General features: G+C 73.9%; 24 protein-coding genes and 1 pseudogene. 16 read left to right on the forward strand and 9 right to left on the reverse strand.

Annotation, left to right across the window (positions count from 1 at the left end; all coding sequences use genetic code 11):
- Window positions 1–198 precede the first annotated feature (198 nt).
- Window positions 199–1,533 carry an MDR family MFS transporter gene (locus ACGFIG_RS01660; protein WP_392998158.1) on the reverse strand — a complete coding sequence of 445 codons (1,335 nt, stop codon included), beginning with the start codon at window positions 1,531–1,533 and terminating at the stop codon, window positions 199–201.
- A 151-nt stretch (window positions 1,534–1,684) separates the two neighbouring features.
- Here ACGFIG_RS01660 and ACGFIG_RS01665 point away from each other — a divergent pair, with 151 nt between their 5' ends.
- Complete coding sequence (locus ACGFIG_RS01665; protein WP_091107889.1) at window positions 1,685–2,452, forward strand: phosphoglyceromutase; 768 nt, start codon at window positions 1,685–1,687, stop codon at window positions 2,450–2,452.
- A gap of 64 nt (window positions 2,453–2,516) precedes the next feature.
- On the opposite strand, the gene phoU is transcribed toward ACGFIG_RS01665, so the two are convergent.
- A complete protein-coding gene (phoU, locus tag ACGFIG_RS01670; protein WP_392998160.1) occupies window positions 2,517–3,170 on the reverse strand; it encodes a phosphate signaling complex protein PhoU in 654 nt (217 codons plus the stop codon).
- Window positions 3,171–3,450: 280 nt separating this feature from the next.
- On the opposite strand from phoU, the gene ACGFIG_RS01675 reads away from it, so the two are divergent.
- Both ACGFIG_RS01675 and ACGFIG_RS01680 read left to right on the forward strand, forming a co-directional pair.
- Window positions 3,451–4,737, forward strand: coding sequence for a sensor histidine kinase (locus tag ACGFIG_RS01675; protein ID WP_392998162.1), 1,287 nt, complete (start codon window positions 3,451–3,453; stop codon window positions 4,735–4,737).
- A gap of 22 nt (window positions 4,738–4,759) precedes the next feature.
- The gene (locus ACGFIG_RS01680) at window positions 4,760–5,443 is read left to right on the forward strand and encodes a response regulator (RefSeq protein WP_392998164.1); all 684 of its coding nucleotides are present in this window, start codon (window positions 4,760–4,762) and stop codon (window positions 5,441–5,443) included.
- A 56-nt stretch (window positions 5,444–5,499) separates the two neighbouring features.
- On the opposite strand, the gene ACGFIG_RS01685 is transcribed toward ACGFIG_RS01680, so the two are convergent.
- The gene (locus ACGFIG_RS01685) at window positions 5,500–6,315 is read right to left on the reverse strand and encodes a hypothetical protein (protein ID WP_392998166.1); all 816 of its coding nucleotides are present in this window, start codon (window positions 6,313–6,315) and stop codon (window positions 5,500–5,502) included.
- A 74-nt stretch (window positions 6,316–6,389) separates the two neighbouring features.
- Between ACGFIG_RS01685 and ACGFIG_RS01690 the strand changes: the two genes are divergently transcribed.
- Complete coding sequence (locus ACGFIG_RS01690; RefSeq protein WP_392998168.1) at window positions 6,390–7,334, forward strand: Ppx/GppA phosphatase family protein; 945 nt, start codon at window positions 6,390–6,392, stop codon at window positions 7,332–7,334.
- Window positions 7,335–7,495: 161 nt separating this feature from the next.
- Window positions 7,496–8,302: a sugar phosphate isomerase/epimerase family protein gene (locus tag ACGFIG_RS01695; RefSeq protein WP_392998170.1), complete on the forward strand. Its 807-nt coding sequence runs from the start codon at window positions 7,496–7,498 to the stop codon at window positions 8,300–8,302.
- A 91-nt stretch (window positions 8,303–8,393) separates the two neighbouring features.
- Here the strand turns inward: ACGFIG_RS01695 and ACGFIG_RS01700 are convergent, their stop codons facing one another.
- From ACGFIG_RS01700 to ACGFIG_RS01710, 3 genes are read right to left on the reverse strand one after another with little or no spacing between them, the layout of a single operon-like run.
- Entirely contained in the window at window positions 8,394–8,966 is a 573-nt protein-coding gene (locus ACGFIG_RS01700; RefSeq protein WP_392998172.1) for a CGNR zinc finger domain-containing protein, read from the reverse strand.
- A gap of 19 nt (window positions 8,967–8,985) precedes the next feature.
- Window positions 8,986–10,155 carry a glutathionylspermidine synthase family protein gene (locus ACGFIG_RS01705; RefSeq protein WP_392998174.1) on the reverse strand — a complete coding sequence of 390 codons (1,170 nt, stop codon included), beginning with the start codon at window positions 10,153–10,155 and terminating at the stop codon, window positions 8,986–8,988.
- Between the two features lies 1 nt (window position 10,156).
- The gene (locus tag ACGFIG_RS01710; protein WP_392998176.1) at window positions 10,157–10,426 is read right to left on the reverse strand and encodes a hypothetical protein; all 270 of its coding nucleotides are present in this window, start codon (window positions 10,424–10,426) and stop codon (window positions 10,157–10,159) included.
- Window positions 10,427–10,558: 132 nt separating this feature from the next.
- On the opposite strand from ACGFIG_RS01710, the gene ACGFIG_RS01715 reads away from it, so the two are divergent.
- From ACGFIG_RS01715 to ACGFIG_RS01755, 9 genes and pseudogenes are all read left to right on the forward strand, one after another.
- The gene (locus ACGFIG_RS01715; protein WP_392998178.1) at window positions 10,559–11,479 is read left to right on the forward strand and encodes a proline dehydrogenase family protein; all 921 of its coding nucleotides are present in this window, start codon (window positions 10,559–10,561) and stop codon (window positions 11,477–11,479) included.
- A gap of 169 nt (window positions 11,480–11,648) precedes the next feature.
- The gene (locus ACGFIG_RS01720; RefSeq protein WP_392998180.1) at window positions 11,649–12,446 is read left to right on the forward strand and encodes an alpha/beta fold hydrolase; all 798 of its coding nucleotides are present in this window, start codon (window positions 11,649–11,651) and stop codon (window positions 12,444–12,446) included.
- Complete coding sequence (locus tag ACGFIG_RS01725; protein WP_392998182.1) at window positions 12,439–13,017, forward strand: TetR/AcrR family transcriptional regulator; 579 nt, start codon at window positions 12,439–12,441, stop codon at window positions 13,015–13,017. The genes ACGFIG_RS01720 and ACGFIG_RS01725 overlap by 8 nt, the downstream gene beginning before the upstream one ends.
- 167 nt (window positions 13,018–13,184) lie before the next feature.
- Window positions 13,185–14,792, forward strand: a complete 1,608-nt coding sequence (locus tag ACGFIG_RS01730) for a hypothetical protein (RefSeq protein ID WP_392998184.1) — start codon at window positions 13,185–13,187, stop codon at window positions 14,790–14,792.
- 13 nt (window positions 14,793–14,805) lie between these two features.
- Window positions 14,806–15,081, forward strand: a pseudogene (locus tag ACGFIG_RS01735) (hypothetical protein); the annotation flags it as partial.
- A 145-nt stretch (window positions 15,082–15,226) separates the two neighbouring features.
- Window positions 15,227–15,436, forward strand: coding sequence for a helix-turn-helix domain-containing protein (locus ACGFIG_RS01740; protein WP_007465625.1), 210 nt, complete (start codon window positions 15,227–15,229; stop codon window positions 15,434–15,436).
- Window positions 15,437–15,652: 216 nt separating this feature from the next.
- Complete coding sequence (locus tag ACGFIG_RS01745; protein WP_007465623.1) at window positions 15,653–15,754, forward strand: 30S ribosomal protein bS22; 102 nt, start codon at window positions 15,653–15,655, stop codon at window positions 15,752–15,754.
- A 120-nt stretch (window positions 15,755–15,874) separates the two neighbouring features.
- Window positions 15,875–16,948, forward strand: a complete 1,074-nt coding sequence (locus ACGFIG_RS01750) for an NAD-dependent epimerase/dehydratase family protein (protein WP_392998186.1) — start codon at window positions 15,875–15,877, stop codon at window positions 16,946–16,948.
- Entirely contained in the window at window positions 16,945–17,961 is a 1,017-nt protein-coding gene (locus ACGFIG_RS01755; RefSeq protein ID WP_392998188.1) for a lysophospholipid acyltransferase family protein, read from the forward strand. The genes ACGFIG_RS01750 and ACGFIG_RS01755 overlap by 4 nt, the downstream gene beginning before the upstream one ends.
- A 118-nt stretch (window positions 17,962–18,079) precedes the next feature.
- On the opposite strand, the gene ACGFIG_RS01760 is transcribed toward ACGFIG_RS01755, so the two are convergent.
- From ACGFIG_RS01760 to ACGFIG_RS01770, 3 genes are all read right to left on the reverse strand, one after another.
- Complete coding sequence (locus tag ACGFIG_RS01760) at window positions 18,080–18,955, reverse strand: HAD family hydrolase (protein ID WP_392998190.1); 876 nt, start codon at window positions 18,953–18,955, stop codon at window positions 18,080–18,082.
- Window positions 18,956–19,128: 173 nt separating this feature from the next.
- On the reverse strand, window positions 19,129–20,010 hold the full coding sequence (locus ACGFIG_RS01765) for a DUF5667 domain-containing protein (RefSeq protein ID WP_392998192.1): 882 nt from the start codon (window positions 20,008–20,010) through the stop codon (window positions 19,129–19,131).
- A gap of 288 nt (window positions 20,011–20,298) precedes the next feature.
- Window positions 20,299–21,255: an ECF subfamily RNA polymerase sigma factor, BldN family gene (locus ACGFIG_RS01770; RefSeq protein ID WP_392998194.1), complete on the reverse strand. Its 957-nt coding sequence runs from the start codon at window positions 21,253–21,255 to the stop codon at window positions 20,299–20,301.
- A gap of 578 nt (window positions 21,256–21,833) precedes the next feature.
- On the opposite strand from ACGFIG_RS01770, the gene ACGFIG_RS01775 reads away from it, so the two are divergent.
- Both ACGFIG_RS01775 and ACGFIG_RS01780 read left to right on the forward strand, forming a co-directional pair.
- Entirely contained in the window at window positions 21,834–23,567 is a 1,734-nt protein-coding gene (locus ACGFIG_RS01775) for an AMP-binding protein (RefSeq protein WP_392998196.1), read from the forward strand.
- The gene (locus ACGFIG_RS01780; RefSeq protein ID WP_357877900.1) at window positions 23,560–23,811 is read left to right on the forward strand and encodes a glutaredoxin family protein; all 252 of its coding nucleotides are present in this window, start codon (window positions 23,560–23,562) and stop codon (window positions 23,809–23,811) included. Before ACGFIG_RS01775 ends, ACGFIG_RS01780 begins: the two co-directional genes overlap by 8 nt.
- Window positions 23,812–23,855 lie beyond the last annotated feature (44 nt).

Below are 23,855 nucleotides of genomic sequence, written 5' to 3' on the forward strand. Positions count from 1 at the left end.
AGCCGCCCTCGACCGTAGGAAGCCGGCGGAGGCCGCGCCAGTGACCGTGTCCCTGGTCACGGTGCTTCGGGCGGCCCACCGGCCGCCCCGGGCCTCGTCCGCGACAGGCGGAGGCCCGCCGCCCCGGCTTCCGTGGGCGCGGTCGCCGCCTACGTCCGCGCCTCGGGTCGTGGCCGTTTCGGCGGGGGCGGTGGCCGCCTACGTCCGCGCCTCGACCGTGGCCGGTTCGGCGGGGGCGGTCGCCGCCGCCTGGGCCACCTCCGGGACGGGTGGCCGGACCGCCACCACCGGCGCGGCGGGGCCGGTGGCCGCCCGCAGGATCGCGGCCCGTCGCTCCCGGGTCGGGCCGGAGACCAGGTGGGCGAGCGCCATCAGCCCGCCGATGACGGCGCAGCCGAGCCAGAGCTGGGCGTTGCCGGCCTGTTCCCGGACCAGGCCGCCGAGGACCGGCGCGATCGCGGCGGCCCCCTGCCAGGAGAGCGAGAAGACACCCTGGTAGCGGCCGCGCAGCTCGGCGGGGGAGAGCTCGGCGATCAGCGTGGCGTTGGACGGGGAGTTGAGCATCTCGCCGACGGTCCAGATCAGCACGGTCAGGCCGTAGAACCAGGCGGTGTCGGCGAAGGCGGTGAGCCCGAACCCGACGCCCATCACCACCGACGCGAGGGCGAGCACGTGCGACCGGCTCCGGCCCCTGATCAGCCGGGGTACGAAAAGTTGACCGACCACGATCAGCACCCCGTTGAGGGCGATCACCGAGCCGTAGGTGGTGGGGCTGAGGCCGGAGTCGCCCATCGCGATCGGCAGCATGGAGATGTGCTGGAGGAAGACCAGCGCGGCGAACAGGTTGAGCGTCACGAAGCCGAGGAAGACCCGGTCGCGGAGGATGGTGCGCAGCGCCCCGACCGGAGCGCCGGAGCCCTTGTGGCCGCTCCTGACGGCGGGGGCCCGCCGGGTCTCGCCGACCTTGACGAAGATGATCAGCGCGGTGACCACGGTGGTGGTGGCGTCGACGATGAAGAGCAGCAGGAAGCCGGCCTCGGCGGCGAGGCCGGCGAGGATCGCCGCGCTGGCAAAGCCGAGGTTGATCGCCCAGTAGTTCAGCGAGAAGGCGCGCAGCCGGTCCTTCTCCGGCACCACGTCGATCACCATGGCGCCGAACGCGGGCCGGGCCGCCTCGGCGAACATGCCGAGCAGCAGGGCCCCGAGCGCGACGGCCCACAGTTCCCGGGCGAAGCCGAGGGCGAGCATCATCGCCGCTGCGCCGAGGTGCGCGGTGAGCAGGGTGGGCCGGCGGCCCCAGCGGTCGCTCAGCGTGCCGCCGGCGGTGGTGCCGACCGCGCCGCCGACGCCCCACAGGCCGAGCACCAGCCCCGCCTGGGCCGGGGAGAAGCCGCGCTCCTGCGTCAGGTAGATGGCCAGGAAGACCAGGACGAACGAACCGAGCCGGTTGATCAGGGTGCCGGCCCACAGGTACCAGAAGGTGACCGGTAGGCCGCCCGTTGTCTCCCGGAACCAGTTCTGCGTACTCCGCACGTCGGTGCCCCCGCCCCCGTAATGACCACTCTCGCTAGTGCGCCTTACAACCTAGTGGCGGGCCGGATCTTCGGGCAGCGCATTTTCCACGTGGTGGTCGTCACGACCACTGCCGGCGCGTCGCGGGGGAGCGTGCGGCAGGATGATCGGCATGACTGCTAGCGAGGGGCCCACCGTCGGGACGCTGGTCCTGCTGCGGCACGGCGAGAGCGACTGGAACGCCAAGAACCTCTTCACCGGCTGGGTCGACGTCGACCTGACCGAGAAGGGCGAGAACGAGGCGCGCCGCGGCGGCGAGCTGCTGCGCGAGCACAGCCTGCTGCCGGACGTGGTGCACACCAGCGTGATGCGCCGTGCGATCCGCACCGCCGAGCTGGCGCTCAACGCCGCCGACCGGCACTGGATCGCCGTGCGCCGGTCGTGGCGGCTCAACGAGCGGCACTACGGCGCCCTCCAGGGCAAGAACAAGAAGCAGACCCTGGAGGAGTACGGCGAGGAGCAGTTCATGCTCTGGCGTCGCTCGTACGACACCCCGCCGCCGCCGATCGCCGACGACGACGAGTTCTCGCAGGTCGGCGACCCGCGCTACGCGCTGCTGCCGAGCGAGCTGATGCCCCGCACCGAGTGTCTCAAGGACGTCGTCGAGCGGATGCTGCCGTACTGGTACGACTCGATCGTGCCGGACATCCTGGCCGGCCGTACGGTGCTGGTGGCCGCGCACGGCAACTCGCTGCGCGCCCTGGTCAAGCACCTGGACCAGATCTCCGACGAGGCGATCGCCAAGCTCAACATCCCCACCGGCATCCCGCTGCGCTACGACCTGGACCCGCAGCTGCGACCGCTCACGCTGGGCGGCACGTACCTGGATCCGGCCGCCGCGAAGGCGGCTGCCGCCGCCGTGGCGAACCAGGGTCGCTGACGTACCACACGCAAGGGGCTCCTCCCGGCGCGGGCGCGCGGTGGCGGAGCCCCTTGCGTGTGCCTCAGCTCGCCGTGGGCGCGGGCTGTCCGGTGATCAGGTAGACCACGTGTTCGCCGACGTTGACCGCGTGGTCGGCGAAGCGCTCGTAGAAGCGGCCGAGCAGGGTGGCGTCGATGGCGGTCTCGACCCCGTACGGCCAGTCCTCGCCGAGCAGCAGCCCGAACAGGCTCCGGTGCAGGTCGTCCATGGCGTCGTCGTCGCCGTCGAGTTCGGCGGCGAGTTCGGCGTCGGGCCTGGCGAGCACCGACCCGATCTTGAGGGCCATCCGGTCGGCCGTGGCGGCCATGTCGGTGAAGGTGGGCCGCAGCTCGGCGGGTACGGCCGGCGAGGGGTGCCGGCGCAGGGCGGTCTTGGCGACGTGGTCGGCCAGGTCGCCCATCCGCTCCAGATCGGCCGCGACGTGCAGCGCGGTGATCATCGCGCGCAGGTCGGAGGCGACCGGGGCCTGTCGGGCGAGCAGGTCGCAGACCCGCTCCTCGACGTGCCGGTAGAGCTCGTCGATCTCGGCGTCCCGTTCGATCACCGTCTCGGCCGCCCGGCGGTCCGCGGTGAGCAGGGCGCGGGTCGCCTGCCGCATCGCGGCCCGGACCCCCTCCGCCATGTCCACCAGCAGTTGGCTGACGATCTGCAGGTCAGCCCGGAACTCGTCGCGCATTGTCACGTCCTGTGGTCGTTGGCCGCACCCGCCGGCCGGAGGCCGGTGGGGAAGGTCGCCGGCCGGGGCCGGGAGGTCGCTGTCCGCAGGCCCGGGCCGGTGGGAAGGTCGCGGGCCCGGGGGCCGGACCTGGTGCGCCGCCCACGGTAGGTCGGGTGGGGAGACCCGAGGTGAACCTCGGTGAACGACGCCGGACGCGGGGGTGAACTTTCCCGAAAGCGAAGCTGGTTCATCCCATTTGTGGGGGTTGCCAGGTTAACAATGACCCTACGATCGCCGGGTGGAATGGGCGGTGACGGTCGCGGTGGCCGTGGGGCTGGTGGTCGGGCTGATCGCCGGGGTGCTGCTGCCCCGGCTCGTCCCGACGCTCGGCGAGCGCGCCACGCGGGCGGGGAGCCGCTCCGGCTTCCCCAGCACCTGGGGGAGGCTCCCGATAGCCGAGGATCCGCAGTCCGGGACCGGCCGCCGGACCATCGACTCGCTGCGGGCCGGCGTGGTCGTACTCGACCCCGACGACACGCCTGTCCTGGTCAACCCGGCCGCCCGCGCGATGGGGCTGCTCCGTACCGGTGCCACCCAGGGCTCGATCGCCGCCCACCCGTTGATCCGTACGCTCGCCGGGCAGGTGCGGCGCACCGGCGTGCGGCGCGAGATCGAGCTGGACCTGCCGCGGGGCCGCGACAACGCCGAGGTGAACCCGCTCGGGGTGCACCTGAGGGCGATGGGGATCGGGGCGGGCTTCATCGCCGTCGAGGCGACCGACGTGACCGAGTCGCACCGGCTGGCCCGGGTCCGCCGCGACTTCGTGGCCAACGTCAGCCACGAGCTCAAGACCCCGATCGGGGCCCTCCAACTCCTCGCCGAGGCGCTGCTGGACGCCACCGAGCCGGCCGGGGCGGGCGCTCCCGACCTCTCCGAGGACCTGGTCGCCGCCCGCCGGTTCGCCGAGCGCATCCAGCACGAGTCGACCCGGCTGGGCCGCCTGGTGCAGGAGCTGCTGGAGCTGACCCGGCTCCAGGGCGCCGAGCCACAACCGCCGCCCGAGCCGGTCGCGATCGACTGGGTGATCGCCGAGGTGATCGACCGCACCCGTACCTCCGCCGCCGCCCGCCGCATCGACGTGACCGTCGACGCCGAGCGGGGCCTGACCATCCTCGGCAGCGACGCGCAGCTCGCCACGGCCGTGGCCAACCTGGTGGAGAACGCCCTCAACTACTCGGGCGAGGACACCACCGTCCGGATCAGCGCCCGCGCCACCGACGAACACGTGGAGATCTCCGTCGCCGACCAGGGCATCGGGATCGCCCCGACCGACGTCGACCGGATCTTCGAGCGGTTCTACCGGGCCGACCAGGCCCGGTCCCGGTCCACGGGCGGCACCGGCCTGGGGCTGGCCATCGTGAAACACATCGCCGGCAACCATGGCGGAAGGGTGGAGGTGTCGAGCACTCTTGGTGGTGGATCGACGTTCACCCTCCGGTTGCCCGTCCGTGGCCCGGACGAGGTCCTGGCGACACCGCCCGCTGCTGGGATCGAAACCGGTCCGGCCGAGCTCCGGCAGGCCTGACAGTGCAGGAAAGGAAGTCCCGTTGAGCCGCGTTCTGGTGGTCGAGGACGAGGAGTCGTTCTCCGACGCCCTGTCGTACATGCTCCGCAAGGAGGGTTTCGAGGTCTCCGTCGCCGCGACGGGCACCGACGCCCTCACCGAGTTCGACCGGACCGGCGCCGACATCGTGCTGCTCGACCTGATGCTGCCCGAGATGTCCGGCACCGAGGTGTGCCGGCAGCTGCGGCAGCGCTCGCACGTGCCGATCATCATGGTCACCGCGCGGGACAGTGAGATCGACAAGGTGGTCGGCCTGGAGATCGGTGCCGACGACTACGTGACCAAGCCGTACTCGCCCCGGGAACTGGTCGCCCGGATCCGGGCGGTGCTGCGTCGGCAGAGCGCCGAGGCCGCCGAGTCGGGTGGCCCGACGCTGGCCGCCGGACCGGTCCGGATGGACATCGAGCGGCACGTGGTGACCGTCGACGGCGCCCCGGTCCAGCTCCCGCTCAAGGAGTTCGAGCTGCTGGAGCTGCTGCTGCGCAACGCCGGCCGGGTGCTCACCCGGGGCCAGCTCATCGACCGGGTGTGGGGGGCCGACTACGTCGGCGACACCAAGACCCTCGACGTGCACGTCAAGCGGCTGCGCTCCAAGGTCGAGCCGGAGCCGTCCGCGCCGCGCTTCATCGTCACCGTGCGGGGTCTGGGCTACAAGTTCGAGCCCTGACCGGCGTACGCACGAAGGGGCCCGCGCCGAGCGCGGGCCCCTTCGTCGTCGGTCGGTCAGTCGGTGTCGTCGTCGGCGGGGTGCGGGGCGACCATGCCCTGCCGCCTGCGCGCCCCGCACACCTCGGCCAGCTTCGCGTACGCGGGGGCGCCCACCAGCGCGGTCAGCTCCGGGCCGTACGAGACGTACATCGGCTCGGTGCCGACGTGCGCGTCGGTGGAGGAGGTGCACCACCAGTCGAGGTCGTGCCCGCCGGCGCCCCAGCCCCGCCGGTCGAACTCGGAGAGCGTGGAGACCAGCACCTTCGTGTTGTCCGGCCGCTTGACCCACTCCTGGTCGCGGCGGATCGGCAGCTGCCAGCAGACGTCCGGCTTGTATTCCAACGGGTGCACCCCGTCGCGCAGCGCCTGGGCGTGCAGGGCGCAGCCGGCCCCGGCCGGGAACTCGGCGTCGTTGAGGAAGACGCACGGCCCGTCCGCACCCTGGGTGGCGGTGCGGCGGGCGGAGTTCTTGCCGTCGATGGTGTCGTTCTCGGTCCAGTTCTTGAACCCGCGCCGGAAATGCTGCCACGTCGACGGGGTCAGCCGTTTGACCGCGGCCCGGACCCGCTGCTCGTCGTCGGAGTCGGTGAAGAACGCGCCGTGCGAGCAGCAGCCGTCGGCGGCCCGGCCCGCGACGATCCCGTGGCAACCCCGACCGAAGATGCAGGTCCAGCGGGAGAGCAGCCATGTCAGGTCGGCCCGGATGAGGTGGTTCTCGTCCGCCGGGTCGGCGAACTCGATCCACTCGCGCGGGAAGTCCAGGGGCACCTCACGACTGCGCGGGTCGTCCGGGTCGTCCACCAGCACGCGGAGTTCGATCTGGCCTGTCACCCGGCCCAGCGTACGCCCGGCGCCCCCATCGGTCCGCCGAGCCGCGCAGACTGGTTGGCCCTAGTGTCTTCAGCATGCGACTGGGTGTCCTCGACGTCGGTTCCAACACCGTGCACCTGCTGGTGGTCGACGCCCACCACGGGGCGCACCCCTGGCCGGCGCACTCGGAGAAGGTCGTGCTGCGGCTGGCCGAGCAGATCGGCCCGGACGGCGCGCTCACCGAGGCCGGCGCGGACGGGCTGGTCAAGGCGGTCGGCATGGCCAAGGCGGCAGCCGCCGGGCTCGGCGTCGACGACCTGATCGCGTTCGCCACCTCCGCCGTACGCGACGCCACCAACGCCGCCGACGTGCTGTCCCGGGTCCGCGACGAGACCGACGTACGCCTGGAGGTGCTGCCGGGCGCGGACGAGGCGCGGCTGACCTTCCTCGCGGTGCGGCGCTGGTTCGGCTGGTCGGCGGGCCGGCTGCTGGTGCTGGACATCGGCGGCGGCTCGCTGGAGATCGCGGCGGGCATCGACGAGGACCCGGCCGTGGCGGTCTCCCTGCCGCTCGGCGCCGGCCGGCTCACCCGCGACCGGCTCGGGGTGGATCCCGACAGCGCGGCGCCGCCGCCGGCCGAGGCGGTCGACGAGTTGCGGGCGTACGTCGACGGGCTGCTGGAACCGGTCGTCGCGCAGGTGATCGAGGTGGGCTGGGAACGGCCGGTGGCCACCTCGAAGACGTTCCGGACCCTGGCCCGGCTGGCCGGCGCCGCCCCCTCCAGCGCCGGTCTGTGGGCGCCCCGCCAGCTCACCCGCGCCGGGCTGCGGCAGGTGCTCGGGTTCATCCGGCACATCCCGCCGGCCCAGCTCGTCGAGTTGGACGGGGTCAGCGCCGGCCGGGCCCACCAACTGCTCGCGGGGGCGGTCGTCGCCGAGGCCGTGCTGCGCCGACTCGACGTGGACGGGCTGGACATCTGCCCCTGGGCGCTGCGCGAGGGCGTGATCCTGCGCCGACTGGACCAGCTCGGTCCGGTGTGAAGCGCGAGGAGTGAGCTTGCGAGCCCCGCAGTCGCGAACGAAGTGGCTCAGTGTGAGCTGGCGAGCCCCGCAGTCGCGGGCGGGAGGCGTTCCGGTGTGATCTGGGCGGTTTGCACTCTCTCGTCATGAGGTGTCGAGCGGACCCGGTTACCCTCGATGGTGTGACTTCCCGGGTCCCCGTGCTCCTGTCCACGTCGTCGGTCTTCCCTGAGCGGACGGCGGCGGCGTTCCAGTTGGCCGCCGCGCTCGGTTACGACGGCCTCGAGGTGATGGTCTGGACCGACGCCGTCAGCCAGGACGCCGGCGCGCTGCGCGGGCTCGCCGAGCACTACGGCGTGCCGGTGCTCTCCGTGCACGCGCCCTGCCTGCTGGTGACGCAGCGGGTGTGGAGTTCCGACCCGTGGGAGCGGCTGCGCAGGTCGGCGGAGCTGGCGGCGACGCTCGGGGCGCCCACCGTGGTGGTGCACCCGCCGTTCACCTGGCAGCGGGACTACGCGCGCAACTTCGCCGACGGGCTGGCCACGATCGCCGCCGAGTACCCGGACCTGCGCTTCCCGGTGGAGAACATGTTCCCGGTCCGGATGGCGGGCCGCCAGTTCGTGCCGTACGTGCCGGGCTGGGACCCGACCGAGGCGGGGTACGCCTCCTACACGCTCGACCTGTCGCACTGCGCCGCCTCGCACGTCGACTCCCTGGCGATGGCCGACCGGATGGGCGCCAACCTGACCCACGTGCACCTCGGCGACGGCACCGGCGAGGGCCGCGACGAGCACCTGGTGCCGGGGCGCGGCACGCAGCCCTGCGCCGAGCTGCTCTCCTCGCTGGCCGGGCGCGGGTTCACCGGTTCGGTCGCCGTGGAGGTCACCACCCGGGGCGCGAAGAGCCGCGCCGTGCGGGAGGCCGACCTGCGCGAGGCGCTGGCGTTCGCCCGCCAGCACCTCGGCACGCCGTCCCCGATCGACGCCTGAGCGCCGACCCGTTCCCGGCCGGCGCCCGGGCGCCGCTGCGGTCACAGCACGACGACCACCGCCCGGTCGGCTGGACGCTGCCCGAGTGGCGTCAGACCGCTGTGCTGAGCGACTCCTTGGTGCTCACGCCGGCCTGCTCGCCGATGGCCGCGCGCTTGCGCGCCCGATGGGCGGCCACGTGCGAGCGGGTGGCGCAGCGTTCCGAGCAGAACCGCCGGCAGCAGTTGGACGAGGTGTCCAGGTAGACGTTGCCGCAGCGCTCGTCGGCGCAGACCCCGAACCGGGCACTGCCGTACTCGCAGAGCCAGACCGACAGCCCCCACACCGCGCCGGCCAGGTATTCCGCGCTCACGGAGGCGCCCCGGCTGGTCACGTGCATGTGCCAGTCGCTGGAGTCGTGCCCGGAGATGCGGGGCTGCACCGGGAACGCCTCCAGCAGTGTGTTGAGCTCGACGACCGCCTCGGCGTCCCGCCCGGAGGTGCCGTACTCGAAGACGTCGCGCAGGCGCTTCTGGGCCCGCCGGAAGGTTGTGAGGTCCCGCTCCGCCACCTCGTCGCGCATCCACGCGTTGTCGTCGGGGATGAGGGCCCGCAGGTCGTCGAGGTCGTCCAGGCGGGCGTTGACGAGGTCGACGCCGGTCCGGGCGTACGCGTCGAAGTTCACGCCCACAACCGTAGACGAATCAGTGGGCCCGTGGCGCGTCGATGTAGTGCGGCAGGAACCGCGCGTAGCCGTCGGTGATGAGGCTCGCGCTCTCCCGCACCCCCACCCCGGCCGACTCGCCGTCGACGATCCAGCTGCCCAGCACCATGCGGTTGCCGGCGAACTCGGGCAGCGCCCGGAACTCCTGGTAGCACCAGCCCTCGTCGCCGTAGATCCCCGGGTTGGTGATCTCGGTGTCGCCGGTGACGATCCGCACCGAGCCGCCCTCCCGGCCGAGCAGCGGCTTGGCCACGTACTCCGGCATGCCGCGCGGCGAGTCGAGGTAGGCGGGCAGCAGCAGCTCGTGCCCGGGATACAGCTCCCAGAGCACGGCGAGCAGCGCCTTGTTCGACAGCAGCAGCTTCCACGCCGGCTCGATCCAGGTCGTCGGGGTGCCGGGCTCCAGCGCCGGCCGCCCGTACGGCTCGGCGAGCATCCACTCCCACGGGTAGAGCTTGAAGCAGGTGGTGACCGGTTCGCCGGCCGCGTCGACGAAGCGGCGGCCGTCCCAGCCGATGTGCTGGATCGGTTGGAGCGTGGCGTCCAGCCCCGCCTGGCGGGCGGTCTCGGCGAGGTAGCCGGCGGTCATGTGGTCCTCGGCGGACACCTCCTCCTCCTGCGACCAGAGCACGTGCACCCGGCGGTCGTGCAGCCCCGCGCCGATCTTCGCCCAGGCGCCGACGAGGCGCTCGTGCAGGCTGTTCCACTGGTCCAGCTCGGGCCGGGTGTGCTCCAGCCAGTACCACTGGATGATGCTCGCCTCGACCAGCGCGGTGGGGGTGTCGGCGTTGTACTCCAGCAGCTTCGGCGGCCAGCTGCCGTCGTAGGCGAGGTCGAAGCGCCCGTAGAGGGTGGGCGGCGCCTCGCGCAGCGACCGGGCCACGGCCTCGGCCGCCCAGGCCGGGATGCCGAACTCGGCGTAGCGGTGCCGCGCGACGACGTGTTCGGCGGCGGCGACCGACATGCGGTGCAGCTCCTCGGTCGCCTCCTCCAGCCGCAGCACCTCGTCCAGCTCGAACGCGTACGCGGCGGTCTCGTCCCAGTACGACATGATGCCGCCGTCGGGCAGCTCGGTGTCGACGTACACCAGGCCCTGGGAGCGGATCGTGGCGTCCCAGTCCGGGCGCGGGGTGACCGTCTGCCGGCGCACGTCAGCCGCCGCAGGAGGCGAGGTGGGTGCCGAAGCCGCCCCGGTCGGGCAGGGCCGAGGCGGTCGGCTCCGGCGCGGTGCGTCCGCTGGTCACCGTCGGTGTCCGTAGCGCCAGGGCCACCGTCTCGCCGCCGCCCACCGGGCCGAGGGCGCAGTCGTCATCGTCGTCGTCCGAGGTCATGTTGCAGCCGGAGAGGGTGAGCGCGAGGACGGTGAGCGCGCCGAGCTGCACGGAGGCCGACCGGAGCCGGCGGCGGGGGCGTTGTTCCACGTGATTTGTTGTAGCCGATGGAAGCCACTGCCGTCCCACCACGGCCGGTGCCTGTGATGCGGTTGGGACCTGGTGGCCCAGGCTGCGCCCGCTGCCCCGCGCGGGGCCACCGGCGGGCGTTAGGCTCGATGCATGCTCCGTACCGTGATCCTCGCCGCCTCCCGGTCACCCCAGGTCGAGCGGCTCGTCGCGACGGCCCCGTTCACCCGGGACCTCGTCCGCCGGTTCGTCGCCGGCGCCAGGACCGACGACGCGTTGCGCGCGACCCGCGAACTCGTCGACGACGGTCTCGCGGTCACCCTCGACAACCTCGGCGAGGACACCGTCACCCCCGAGCAGGCCACCGCCACCCGTGACGAGTACGTCAGGCTGCTGAAGCTGCTCTCCGGCGCGGGGCTGACCCCGGCCGCCGAGGTGAGTGTCAAGCTGTCGGCGCTGGGCCAGATGTTCGACGAGCAGTTCGCCTACGACAACGCGCGGGCGATCTGCGTCGCCGCCGAGGAGGCGGGCACGACGGTCACCCTGGACATGGAGGACCACACCACCACCGACTCGACCCTGGACATCCTCGCCAAGCTGCGCAAGGACCATCCGTCGACCGGCGCCGTCCTCCAGGCGTACCTGCGGCGGACGGAGTCGGACTGCCGCGAGCTGGCCACGGCCGGTTCCCGGGTGCGGCTGTGCAAGGGCGCCTACAAGGAGCCGGAGTCGGTGGCCTACCAGGCCGCGCGCGAGGTCGACAAGTCCTATGTGCGCTGCATGAACATCCTGATGTCGGGCGACGGCTACCCGATGCTGGCCACCCACGACCCCCGCCTGATCGCCATCGGGGAGGACCGGGCGCGCTGGTTCGACCGTGGGCCCGAGCGGTTCGAGTTCCAGATGCTGTACGGCATCCGCCCGGAGGAGCAGGCCCGGCTCGTGGGCGAGGGTTACACGGTGCGGACCTACCTGCCCTACGGCGAGGACTGGTACGGCTACCTGATGCGCCGGCTCGCCGAGCGCCCGGCCAACCTGGCGTTCTTCGGCCGGGCCGTCATCTCGAAGAAGTAGTTCGGCCGTGCGGCCAGCCCCGGAGGCGGTGGCCGTCCGGATCGGCCAGCGTCATCCCCCCCCACAGCGGTCCCGGTACGGGCCGGCGGAGACCCTCGTCCCGCCGGCCCGTTCCCGTTCCCGGGCGAGCCCCTTGACGGCGTTGGCTAATGGGATTAGCTTTTGGGTTATGACAGTTAGCTACGTGGAGCGGGACGGCGGGCGGATCGCCTACGAGGCGCACGGGCAGGGGCCGCTCGTCGTCCTCTCGCACGGCATGGGGGAGAACCGGCACTCCTTCCGCCACCTGGTCCCGCTGCTCGTCGCGGCCGGGCACCGGGTGGCGTCGGTGGACGTTCGGGGGCACGGCGAGTCCAGCGCCGGCTGGCCGACGTACGCCCCGGCGCAGGTCGGCGCCGACCTGCTCGCGGTGGTCCGCGACCTCGGTGGCGGACCGGCCACCCTGGTCGGCAGTTCGTCCAGCGCGGCGGCCGTGGTCTTCGCCGCCGCCGACGATCCCGCCCTGGTCAACGGCATCGTCCAGGTCGCCCCGTTCGTCGAGCAGCCGAAGCTCAACCCGTTCATGCGGATGGCCCTGGCCGCCGTGCTGCGCAGTCCCCGGCTGTTCGGGCTGTTCCACCGCACGCTCTTCCCGTGCGACCGGCCGGCCGACGACGCCGCGTACCGCAAGGCGATGGTCGCCACCCTGCGCGAGCCCGGCCGGATGGCGGCGATGCGCGGGGTGATCGCGCCGGCCGGGCCGGACTGGACCACCCGCGCCCGCGAGGTACGCCAGCCGGTGCTGGTGCTGATGGGCACGAGGGATCCGGACTTCCGCGATCCGGGCGCCGCGGCCCGGGCGGCCCGCCGGCTCTTCGCCACCGCCGAGGCGCGGATGATCGACGACTCCGGCCACTACCCGCACGCCGACCAGCCGGCCCGCACCGCCGCCCAGCTCACCGAGTTCGTGGCGGTCACCGGTGCCTAGGGCCGGGCTCACCCAGCGGGCCGTGGTGCGCGAGGCGGCCCGGCTGGCCGACGAGGTCGGTGCCGACCAGCTCACCCTCGCCGCGCTGGCCAACCGGCTCGGCGTCGCGCTGCCCAGCCTCTACAAGCACGTCCGGGGCGCCGACGCGCTCGCCCAGAAGCTCTCCGCGCTGGCAACCGCCGAGCTCGCCGACGAGTTGACCGCCGCCGTCGCGGGCCGGGCCGGCGGGGACGCGTTGCGGGCCGTCGCCACCGCCTACCGGGCGTACGCCCACCGGCACCCCGGCCGCTATCCGGCCACCCAGCGGGTACCGGACCCGACCGACCCGGAGCACGTCGCCGCCGGGGAGCGGGCCGTCGGGGCGATCCGGGCCACCCTGCGGGGCTACGGGCTCGACGGCGACGACGCCCTCGACGCGACCCGGATGCTGCGCAGCACCCTGCACGGGTTCGTCTCGCTGGAGGCGGCCGGCGGGTTCGGCCTGCCCCGCGCCGTGGACGCCTCCTTCGGCAACCTGGTCACCGCGCTGGACGGCACGTTGCGGTCCTGGCCACGGGGGCAGGAACGGTGAGGGCGCGGTCCACTGCCGCGCCTCCTGCGGGGACCGGTCGTCGGCGGTGACCGGCACGCTGCGCCACCCGACGGACCGCCCCGCCTGAACCGTGCCGAGACCGCTGCGCGGCGTGGCTCGCGGGCCCCGGTCGCCCCGGCCGGCCGGATGGTCGTACCCTTCGGCGGGTGACTGACGGGCAGCCCGGAACGGACGGCCGACCGGTGACGGACGCCGCGCCGGCCAGCGCGACAGAAGAGGCCGAGCCGGCCGACGGCACCGGGCCGACCACCCCGGCCGAGCCGGCCGACGGCACCGGGCCGACCACCCCGGCCGAGCCGGGCGACGGCGCCGGGCCGACGACCTCGGCCGAGCCGGCCGACGATGCCGGGCCGACGACCTCGGCCGAGTCGGCCGATGGTGCCGGGCCCGCTGACGGCGCTGGGCCGGCCGACGATGCCGAGCCGACTGCGACGGCCGGGCCGGCCGATGGTGCCGGGCCCGTCGCGCCTGCTGCGGCGGTGGCGGGCGCCGAGCCGTCGGTGCGGCGGATCCGACCGCTGGGCGTGGCGCTGGCGGCATTCGTGTTGCTGCTGGCCTGCGGCCTGCCCGCGGCGCTGGTGACCGGCCTGGTGCGCGCCGGTGATCCGCCCGCCCCGGGCCCGTCGGCCGCACCCGCCGACGACCCCGGCGTCGCGGCGGCCCGCCGGCTCGGGGAACGCATGTCCGCGGAACTGGCCCGGCAGTCCGCCGCCCTGCTCGGCGGGGACCGCGCCGGGTTCCTGGCGGTCGCCGAGCCGGCCGCGCATCCGGACCTGCGCCGCCGGTACGCCGCGCTGCGCGCCCTGCGGGTGACTGCCTGGCAGGCCGACGCCAGCGGTCCCCCCGTCCCCGTCGAGGGGCGGCCCGGCGAGTGGCGGCTGCTGGTCGAGTTCCGCTACTGCTTCGTCACGCCGGACTGCCGCACCAGCAGGGTGCTGACCGGCACCCGGTGGCGGGAAGGGGAGCGGCCCCGGCTGCTCGCCGTGGAGCCGTCCCGCTCCGCCGCGACCGGCACCCGGCCCTGGGAGGTCAGTGAGCTGGCCGTGGCCGTCGGTCCGCGTACGCTCGTGGCGACCACCCCCGCCCTGCGCAAGGAGCTGCCCGGCCTGCTCGCCCAGGCGGAGGCCGCCGCCAGGATCGCCGACACGTACGCCGTCGGTGGCCGCACGCCGGACCGGTACCGGATCTTCCACGCCGGCCGGGGCGAGTGGCAGCGCTGGTACGGCGGCGGCCGGCCGAAGTGGACCGGCGGATACGCGGTCACGGTCGGCGGCGGCCACCACGAGGTGGTGCTCAACGCCGAGGGACTCGTCGCCGGCGGGGTGGACGACCTGCTCCGGCACGAGCTGACCCACGCCGCGTCCCTGCCCGAGCGGGGGTACCCGGGCAAGGACACCTGGTGGCTGGTCGAAGGGCTCGCCGAGTACGCGGGCGCCGACGGCGAACCGATCGACCGGTACGCCGGACTGGACGAGGTGCGCGGCCTGCTCGGCGGCGGCTGGGACGGTCGGCTCGACAGCCTCAGCCCGGCCGACGACGCCCCGGCGGACCGGGTCAGCGGCAGCTACGGCATCTCCTACCTGGCGGTCCGGCACCTGGTCGACCGGTTCGGTCCGGAGCGGCTGCTCGCCTTCTTCGCGGCCGTGGTGCACGAGCGCACGCCGGTGGACCGGGCGGCCGAGCAGGTCCTCGGCGAGGCGTGGTCGGCCCTGCACGCCGAGTGCGTCGGCTACGTCCGGGCCGTGGTCGGCTGACGGGAGCGGCCCGCGCGACGGGTGCTTGCTGCCCCACGGCCTTCATGATCGACCGCTGTCGGGCGGCGCCGGCCGACCTGACACACTGGTGCCCGCTCCCAGCGCGGAGCCCCGGTCCGCGTCCGGAAGCGGCCCGGGGCGCCCGCCCGGTGGCTCCGGTGGCGCCGCCGGAGCCACCGGGCGCCTTCCGCCCGCCGGCCGACCCGGAAACGGGGCCGACCCGGATCCGGGGGCCGATCGGACGCGGCGCGCAACAGGTTCGACGACGAACCGACCGGTCGAGTGGTGACCGGCCAGAATCATGATCAGTTGTACGAAGGGATCGCGCCGGTCACAGCCGTCCCGCTACCGTACTGGTAACACGCGCGTCGCCGGTCCGGGCGGGACGAACCTGTCCGGTGGCACGCGCCGGGCATGGGATTGGTCGGTGAGCCATGGCCGGGTCGCAGTCCGACGGACGGCTGTCGGAGGTCAAGTTCCTCACCGTCGCCGAGGTGGCGACGGTGATGCGGGTGTCGAAGATGACGGTCTACCGCCTCGTGCACAGCGGTGAGCTCACCGCGGTCCGGGTCGGCCGGTCGTTCCGGGTGCCCGAGCATGCGGTGCACGAATACCTGCGGGGCGCCTTTCAGGAGACCGCCTGACCCTCCCGGGGGCCGCCCGCGGAGGGCGACGTGACGGGCATCGACGGGGGCGCGTTGGTCCTGCTGACGCTCTCCGGCTACCCTGGACCCCGACCGTGACCGCAGGCGTTCCCTGCCGCTTACCCCGCTGGTCCGGTCCGTTGTCCGCAAGCGGTCGCCGACGTCACCCCGTGGCGTCAGCAGGTCGCCCCGCACGTTGCATCGAAAGGCTTTCGTATGGGCTCGGTGGTCAAGAAGCGCCGCAAGCGCATGGCTAAGAAGAAGCACCGCAAGCTGCTGCGCAAGACCCGCGTCCAGCGTCGCCGTCTCGGCAAGTGACCGGGGCCGGGCTCCGGCCCGGCTCCCGTCGTCGCTTGCCAACTGTCGACCCCCGGAGGCTCAGGTGATCACGCCGCGGATGTCCCGGCTCGGTCCCGCCTGCCGGGGTAGGTGTGTGACATGACCCCCGGCGGCACCTCAGGTGCCCCGGGGGTCGTCGTCGTCACCGGGGTCAGCCGCTACCTCGGCGCGCACGTCGCCGCCCGCCTCGCCGCCGACCCCCGCATCGAGCGGGTCATCGGCGTGGACCAGCCCGAGCCCGGCGCCGAGATCACCGACCTGCTCGACCGGGTCGAGCGCGTCCGCGTCGACGCCGGCTCGCTCGGCGGCCTCCTCGCCGACCTCGACGTCGACGCGGTGGTCCACCTCGCCCTGGTCACCGCGCCCGACCCGCAGCACGGCGGCCGTGCGGCGATGAAGGACCAGAACGTCATCGGCACGATGCAGCTCCTCGCCGCCTGCCAGCGCGCTCCCCGCCTGCGCAAGCTCGTGGTCCGCTCCTCGACGGCCGCGTACGGGGCGTCGTTCCGTGACCCGGCCGTCTTCACCGAGGAGACCGAGCCGCGCGAGGTGCCGCGCGGCGGTTTCGGCCGCGACATCCTCGACATCGAGGGGTACGTCCGCGGCTTCCGCCGCCGCCGGCCCGACGTCACCGCGACCGTGCTGCGCTTCGCGCCGTTCATCGGCTCGACCGCCGACACCACCCTCACCCGCTACTTCTCCCGGCCGGTGGTGCCCACCGTGTTCGGGCGTGATCCCCGGTTGCAGTTCCTGCACTTCGACGACGCGTTGGAGGTGCTGCACCGGTCGATCGTCGAGGACCACCCGGGGACCTACAACGTGGCCGGCCCCGGCGTGCTCTCCCTGTCGCAGGCGATCCGCCGCGCCGGCCGGGTCGCCGTGCCGGTGCTGGAGCCCGGCCTGTCCAACGCCGCCGCGATCGCCCGCACCCTCGGCTTCGGCCGCTACGGCCTGGACCAGGTCGACCTCTTCGTGCACGGCCGGGTCGTCGACACCAGCCGGCTGGAGCGGGAGTACGACTTCACGCCCCGTTCCACCGCCGCCGCGTTCGACGACTTCATCCGCGCCCACCACGGCGGGGCCGTGCTGCACCGGGACCAGTTGGCAGCGGCGGAGCAGCTCGTGCTGGACGGGATCCGGCAGGTCCGTTCGGCCGTACGGGAGGGCTCGTGAGCGCGCCGGACGAGCGGCGCGACGGCCGCTTCGACGTACCGCTGAGGGTGTCCGCGCCGGACGCGGAGCCCGCGCGCATGAACGGACACCACCCCGGCACGCCCGACGAACCCGACACGGCCGCCACCGACGAGGTGGTCGCGCGCGGGTCGGCGGTGCCGGACCGGCCCGGCGACCACTGGGACCGCAAGGTCGCCAAGGGGCTGGCGTTCCTGCGTCGTCGGCTCTCCGGCGACTACGAGGTCGACGAGTTCGGCTTCGATCCCGAGATCACCGAGGCGGTCTTCCACCCGCTGCTGCGGGCGCTCTACCGGGACTGGTTCCGCACCGAGGTCACCGGCCTGGAGCACGTGCCCGCCGAGGGCGCCGGCCTGGTGGTGGGCAACCACTCGGGCACCGTCGCGCTGGACGCGCTGATCCTCTCGGCCGCGCTGCACGACCAGCACCCGGCCCGCCGTTACCTGCGGCTGCTCGGCGCCGACCTGGTCTTCCGGATGCCGGTGGTCTCCGAGATCGCGCGCAAGACCGGCGGGACGGTCGCCTGCAACCCGGACGCCGAGCGGCTGCTCGGCAACGGTGAGCTGGTCGGCGTCTTCCCCGAGGGGTTCAAGGGCATCGGCAAGCTCTACTCCGACCGTTACAAGCTGCAACGATTCGGGCGCGGCGGGTTCGTCTCGGCGGCGCTGCGTACCGGCACTCCGATCGTGCCGGTCGCCATCGTCGGCGGCGAGGAGATCTATCCGATGCTCGCCGACATCAAGCCCCTGGCGCGGCTGCTCAAGCTGCCCTACTTCCCGGTCACGCCGACGTTCCCGTTGCTGGGTCCGCTGGGCATGGTGCCGCTGCCGAGCAAGTGGCTGATCGAGTTCTGCCCGCCGATCCCGACCGCCCACCTGACGGACTCCGCCGACGACCCCCTGGTCGTGTTCAACCTCGCCGACCAGGTGCGGGAGACCATCCAGCAGACCCTGCACCAGTTGCTGGAACGGCGCCCGGACCCGTTCGGCCCCTGAGGGCGCGCGCACGGCCGTGGCGCGGAGGGGCGCGTGGGCCGTGGCGCCGAGGGCGAGTGGCGTGGCGCGGAGGGGCGCGCGGGCCGTGAGGCCGAGGGCGGGTGGGCGGCCGGTGTCGTCAGCCGTTGCGGCGGCGGCGGTGCAGCGCCAGCCCGGCGGTCACCGCCCCGGCGACCAGACCGGCCGCCGCGGTGGACGGTACGGCGATCTTGATGGCGCGGCGGCCGGTGCGGAAGTCGCGGACGTCCCAGCCGCGCTGCCGGGCTTCCCTGAACAGGGCGGCGTCCGGGTTCACCGCCACGCCCCTGCCCACCGTCGAGAGCATCGGCAGGTCGTTGTACGAGTCGCTGTAGGCGGTGCAGCGGCCCAGGTCCAGCCCTTCCACGGCGGCGAGCTGGGTGACCGCCTCCGCCTTGGCCGGGCCGTGCATCAGGTCGCCGACCAGCCGGCCCGTGTACGCGCCGTCGACGATCTCGGCGACCGTGCCGACCGCGCCGGTCAGGCCCAGCCGCGCGGCGATCACCCGGCCGATCTCCACCGGCGCGGCGCTGACCAGCCAGACCCGTTCGCCGGCGTCCAGGTGACGCTGGGCGAGCTGGCGGGTGCCGGCCCAGATCCGGGGCGCCATCAGCTCGTCGAAGATCTCCTCCGCGAGGCGTTCGACGTCGTCCACCCGCCAACCCTCGACGAAGGCGAGGGCGGCCTCCTTGGCCTGTGACATGTCGCCGGCGTGCTCGGTGGCGAGCAGCCGGAAGCGCAGCTGCTGCCAGGCGAACCGGGCCAGGTCGGTGGTGGTGAAGTAGTTGCGCGCGGCGAGGCCCCGGGCGAACCAGTAGATCGACGCGCCCCGCATCATCGTGTTGTCGACGTCGAAGAAGGCCGCCGCGCCCGGATCGGGTTCCGGGGGAGTTAGGGGCACCAGGTCGGTCTCCGCCCAGCCGGCGGTGTGACCGTGGGCGTCGGTGCTGACCGTCACCTTGCGGCTGCCTGCCACCCGACCTCCCTCCGCTCGACGTCTGTCTCCCGCGAGGGTAGCCGGGTACCGGTGGGGGACGGCCGCGCGACGGGTGAACTGTGGCGCGGACGTCTCGGCCGGCTCCGGGCGACGACGATCAGCGGTCGCCGGGGACCGGTGGCGAAGCCGACAGCGAGCATCGGCTGCGAGGATCAGCGGTCGCCGGGGCAGCTGGCGGGGGCGGGGCCGAGCGCGTCGCTGGTGACCGGCGCGGGCAGGCCACAGGCGATCGCCGCACGCAGCGCGTCGGAGCGCTTGCGGGCCGCGTCGAGCAGGGCGAGCGAGCGGCGGGTCCGGTCGCGGTCGGTCCGGCTGGCGTCGTCGAGGAGCGCGCCGACCGCCCGGCGCTGGCCGGTGAGGAAGGAGTTGACCGCGTCCAGCGCCGCCGGGTCGGAGCGCTGCGCGGCGGCGGTGGTGAGCAGGCGTACGCCCTGACGGGTGTCGGCGTCCATGTCGTCCAGGACCGCGCTGAAGCCGTCCTCGTTGCCGCGCATCTCGGCCGCCTCGGCGAGCCGGGTACGGGCGAAGCCCAGGAACAGCTGGCCCCGGCTGACGTCCGAGCTGGCCAGCGCGAGCTGGGCGCGTTCGGTCGAGCGCTTCATGCCGTAGAGCGCGTCGCCGGGGACGGCGTTCTCGCTGGCGGCGGAGATGCCCGAGACGGCGACGGCACCGGCCGCGATGCCGACCAGGATGGCGCCACGGGCCCGGGCCCGACGGGCGGTCGCCGCCGGCAGCAGCCGGTTGCGCCCCGTGTCGGCGGAACGCCGCGACGACGGTTCGGTCGTGGTCGCGGCCGGGGCGCCGATGCCCTCACGTTCGGCCGTGGCCAGCAGCATGGCCCGCAGCCCGGTCCGGAACTCCGGGTCCGCCTGCACGGTGGGCGGGGCCGTCGTCAGCCGCTGACCCACCGCGACGAGCGCGGTCAACTGGTCGTCGGCCCGGGACCGGACGTGGTGTCGTCGGCCCCCGTTGGCCTCGTCGAGAAGCTGCGCGAAGCGCTCCGCGCGCCGACGGGAGAAGAGGTTGCTGTCCACCGTGGGCACCTCCTCTCGCTGGTCGCGGCCGGTCGGCCGCTGTCATCGACAGCGACCGGTGACGGCGTGACACCACGGACGAAGGTCGTGGCCGGCCGCACCGCCGGAATCCGGGGGCCCGGGGAATGCCCTGGCTACCACCGGTCGCACCCGGAGAAACGGTCCGCACCGGACATGGGTTACGGGGCCGACGGAGGCGAAATCACGGAAAGTGATTGCCGACACGGGGGCGCGACGGCCCTGGGCTGCGCGTACGCCCGTCGATGCGTTGCAGTCCCGTGGACCGGACTACGGTTGGAAGCCGTCCGGCAGCAGTCGGGCCAGCGCTCGCACCGCGCGGTACTGGAGGGCCTTGATCGCGCCCTCGTTCTTGCCCATGGTGCGGGCCGTCTCGGCCACGGAGAAGCCCTGCAGGAACCGGAGCACGATGCACTCCTGCTGCTCCGGGTTGAGCTGCTTGACGGCGCTCAGCAGGGCCACGTTGGTGATGTGTTCGACGACCGCCGCCTCCGGGCTGCCCTCGGGGCCCCGGTCCTCGCGGTCGGCGTCCAGCACGTCGCCGGTGGTGACCTCCAGCCGGTAGCGGCCGGACTTGAAGTGGTCCGCCACCAGGTTCCGGGCGATGGTGACCAGCCAGGCGCCCAGGTCGCGCCCCTGCCAGGTGAAGCTGCCGATCCGCTTGAGGGCGCGCAGGAACGTGTCGGAGGTGAGGTCCTCGGCGAGCTGGCGGTTGCCCACGCGGAAGTAGACGAACCGGAACACCGTGTCGACGTACCGGTCGTAGATCAGCCCGAACGCCTCGGACTCGCCGGCCTGGGCCCGCTCGACGAGCCCCCAGACCTCGGTGGCGGGGTCGGAGGGGTCCGGCCGGCTGGGGAAGCCCGTGGAGGCGTTGACCGGCGCGGCGGCGGGCACCGCCGGGAGCACCGCCGTCTCCGTGACCGACTCGTCGTGCGCCCTGGTCGGTTCCGTGGTGCGGCGACCCTGCGCCGGCATGATGGGCCGGGCGGGGACCGCGACCCGGCCGCCGGTCGGCCTCGCGTTGCCTCCGGGCGTCGCGGCGCGTGGCGGTGGTTCGTTCTGGTGTGGTCGGTTGCGCGTCCGGTTCGACGCGGCCTCGCCATGGACGGCGAGGCCGCCCGCGTCGTCCAGCGGACCCCGGGCGGCGGGCCGTTCGTTGACCGGCCCGCGGACCGCCGGGCTGTTCAGGCCCACCGGCCGTTCCGCGTATCCGAAGGTGGTCACCGCGCCGCCTCCGTCCCGCCGGCCGGCCACGTCGGCCGGCACGGCGCCGTCGTGGCCCGGCCGGGTTGGCCGGGCAGGGCTGGCTCGGGGCGTGCCGACGGGCGGCAGATCCCCTTGAGGTGCAGGTCCAATGCGCTCACAGGCACGGGGGCCTCCTCGGGCTGAGGGGTGTCGACTCACGGCAAATGGGGTGAGCCGACCCGAGTGATGATAGGGCCAACGTCACCCACGCGTGGCAAGTCCGTTACACAGAGCGGAAGTATTTCCCCGGGCGTCGCACATCTGGCGGACCGGTTGTCCGTCGCCGGTGGTTGACTTTCGGATTGCACCGTGGATGCGAATAAATTCCAGGTCAGCGGGCCTGTCGCGGCGCGGATGCCGATGTCCGGCCCGGGGTGCCCGGTGGCGGTGCGCACGACCCGCCGTGTCCTGTCGGCGGGACCGGCCCCGTCCCGGCCGGGCGTCGCGGGAGTCCTGCCGATGGGACTCCTGTGGACGGTGCGCCGGCCGGGCCGGGGCGTCCCGATCCGGTTGCGTCGGCCGGTGGTCCCCTCGGCGATCAGCGGCCTCCGGCGGGCATGGCCCACGGACCCCGCGCTGTGCCAGACTCAGCCACCGTGCAGGACGAAACCGACAGCTCCGCCTCGACCCTCGTCGAGCGGCTCCACCGGGCGGCCGTCGCCGTGGGCGACCGACCCGCGCTGCACTGGCGCGAGCGGACCCTGACCTGGTCCGAACTGGACGCGTCGGTGACGGCCACCGCCCACGCCCTGGCGGCCCTGACCGGGACGCCGCCGGCCGGTCTCCACCCGACGCCGGGCCGCACCGACCGGTACCCGCCCCGGGTCGCCGTCGCGCTCGGCAACTGCCCCGACTTCGTGGTGAGCTTCCTGGCCGCGCTGCGCGCCGGGCTCGTCGCGGTGCCGGTCAACCCCGGCCTCACCGCCCCCGAGCTGCGGCACGTGCTGGCCGACTCCGGCGCGTCGGTGCTGATCGGCACCGGGCGCGTGTGCGACCTGGTGGCCGGCGTCGCCGAGGACCTGCCCGCGCTCGTCGCCGTGCACACCGCGCCGCCGGTGGCGCCGGCCGGCGACGCGTTCCCCCGCCGGGGCGGCGACGACCTGGCGCTGCTGCTCTACACGTCCGGCACCGAGGGACGACCGAAGGGCGCGATGCTGACCCATCGCGCGCTGGCGGCCAACCACGAGCAGGTCGGGCGCATCGATCCGCCCGTCGTCGGCCCGGACGACACCGTGCTGCTGGCGCTGCCGCTGTTCCACGCGTACGGGCTCAACGCGGGGCTGGGCGCCGTCGTCCACCATGGCGCGACCGGGGTGCTCGTCGACGACCTGGGCACCGACGCGGGGCTGGCCGAGATCGCCCGGCACCGGGTGAGCGTGCTGGTCGGCGTACCGTCGATGGTTGCCGCCTGGTCCACGGCGGACGCCGCCGCGCTCGCCCCGGCGATGGCGTCGGTGCGGGTCGTGGTCTGCGGCGCGGCACCGCTGGAGCCCGCCGTCGCGGCGCGCTTCGCCGAGGTCGCCGGTCGCCGGGTGCACGTCGGGTACGGCCTGACCGAGACCGCGCCGGTGCTGACCTCCACCCTGGTCGGCGGGGAGCCGAAGGCCGGCTCGATCGGCCGGCCGCTGCCCGGCGTCGAGCTGCGGCTGGTCGGGGCCGACGGGGCCGACCTGTGGCGCGACGGCGTGATCGAGCCGGACGACGACGTCGACGAGCTGGACTTCTCCGACGTCATGCCGGGCACCGACCCGGGCCAGGTCGTGGTGCGCGGGGCGAACGTCTTCGCCGGCTACTGGCCGGACGGCCGCGGCGGCCCGGACGCCGACGGCTGGTGGCCCACCGGCGACGTGGCGTACGCCGACGAGGACGGCGACCTCTTCCTGGTGGACCGGATCGGCGAGCTGATCCTGGTCAACGGGTTCAACGTGTACCCGCACGAGGTCGAGCTGGTGCTGTCCGCGCACCCGGGGGTGGCCGAGTCGGCGGTACTGGGTGTGCCGCACCCGCGCACCGGCGAGACTGTCCGGGCGTACGTGGTGGCGGCGCCGGGGCACCCGGTGACCGAAGCGGAGCTGCTCGCCCACTGCGCCCGCAACCTGGCCCGGTTCAAGTGCCCGACCGCCGTCGAGTTCGTCGACGAGTTGCCGCACTCGGTGATCGGCAAGGTACGCAAGACCCTGCTCCGGCCGGCGTCGCCCCCGGCGGCCCCGGTGCCGTCCCCGGCGGCGTCGCCGGAGACCCGCCCGCCGGCCCCGGCCGGCACCAGCACCACGGAGGAGACCGATGCGTGAGCCCCGACTCACCCTGATCACCCGGCCCGGCTGCCACCTGTGCGACGAGGCGAAGGCGGCGCTGGACCGGGTGGTGGCGGTCACCGGGGACCGGTGGACCGAGAAGGACGTCACCGACGACATCGAGCTGGAACGCGAGTACGGCGACCGGCTGCCCGTGGTGCTGCTCGACGGCAAGGAGCACGGCTACTGGCGGGTGGAGGAGGAGCGGCTGCTGCGGGACCTGACCACGCCGCAGCTGTGAACGCGCAGGCGCGGCACGAACCGCTGTCGCACTTTCCGCCGGCG

This window comes from Micromonospora sp. NPDC049048 (genome assembly GCF_043197615.1).
Lineage (GTDB): Bacteria > Actinomycetota > Actinomycetes > Mycobacteriales > Micromonosporaceae > Micromonospora.

Excerpts from the sequence above, each read along its gene's own strand:
- ACGFIG_RS01715 (WP_392998178.1), top strand. The coding sequence starts at position 10,559 with ATGCTCCGTACCGTGATCCTCGCCGCCTCCCGGTCACCCCAGGTCGAG.
- phoU (WP_392998160.1), bottom strand. The coding sequence starts at position 3,170 with ATGCGCGACGAGTTCCGGGCTGACCTGCAGATCGTCAGCCAACTGCTG.
- ACGFIG_RS01720 (WP_392998180.1), top strand. The coding sequence starts at position 11,649 with ATGACAGTTAGCTACGTGGAGCGGGACGGCGGGCGGATCGCCTACGAG.
- ACGFIG_RS01775 (WP_392998196.1), top strand. The coding sequence starts at position 21,834 with ATGGCCCACGGACCCCGCGCTGTGCCAGACTCAGCCACCGTGCAGGAC.
- ACGFIG_RS01750 (WP_392998186.1), top strand. The coding sequence starts at position 15,875 with ATGACCCCCGGCGGCACCTCAGGTGCCCCGGGGGTCGTCGTCGTCACC.
- ACGFIG_RS01665 (WP_091107889.1), top strand. The coding sequence starts at position 1,685 with ATGACTGCTAGCGAGGGGCCCACCGTCGGGACGCTGGTCCTGCTGCGG.
- ACGFIG_RS01740 (WP_007465625.1), top strand. The coding sequence starts at position 15,227 with ATGGCCGGGTCGCAGTCCGACGGACGGCTGTCGGAGGTCAAGTTCCTC.
- ACGFIG_RS01690 (WP_392998168.1), top strand. The coding sequence starts at position 6,390 with ATGCGACTGGGTGTCCTCGACGTCGGTTCCAACACCGTGCACCTGCTG.
- ACGFIG_RS01745 (WP_007465623.1), top strand. The coding sequence starts at position 15,653 with ATGGGCTCGGTGGTCAAGAAGCGCCGCAAGCGCATGGCTAAGAAGAAG.
- ACGFIG_RS01780 (WP_357877900.1), top strand. The coding sequence starts at position 23,560 with ATGCGTGAGCCCCGACTCACCCTGATCACCCGGCCCGGCTGCCACCTG.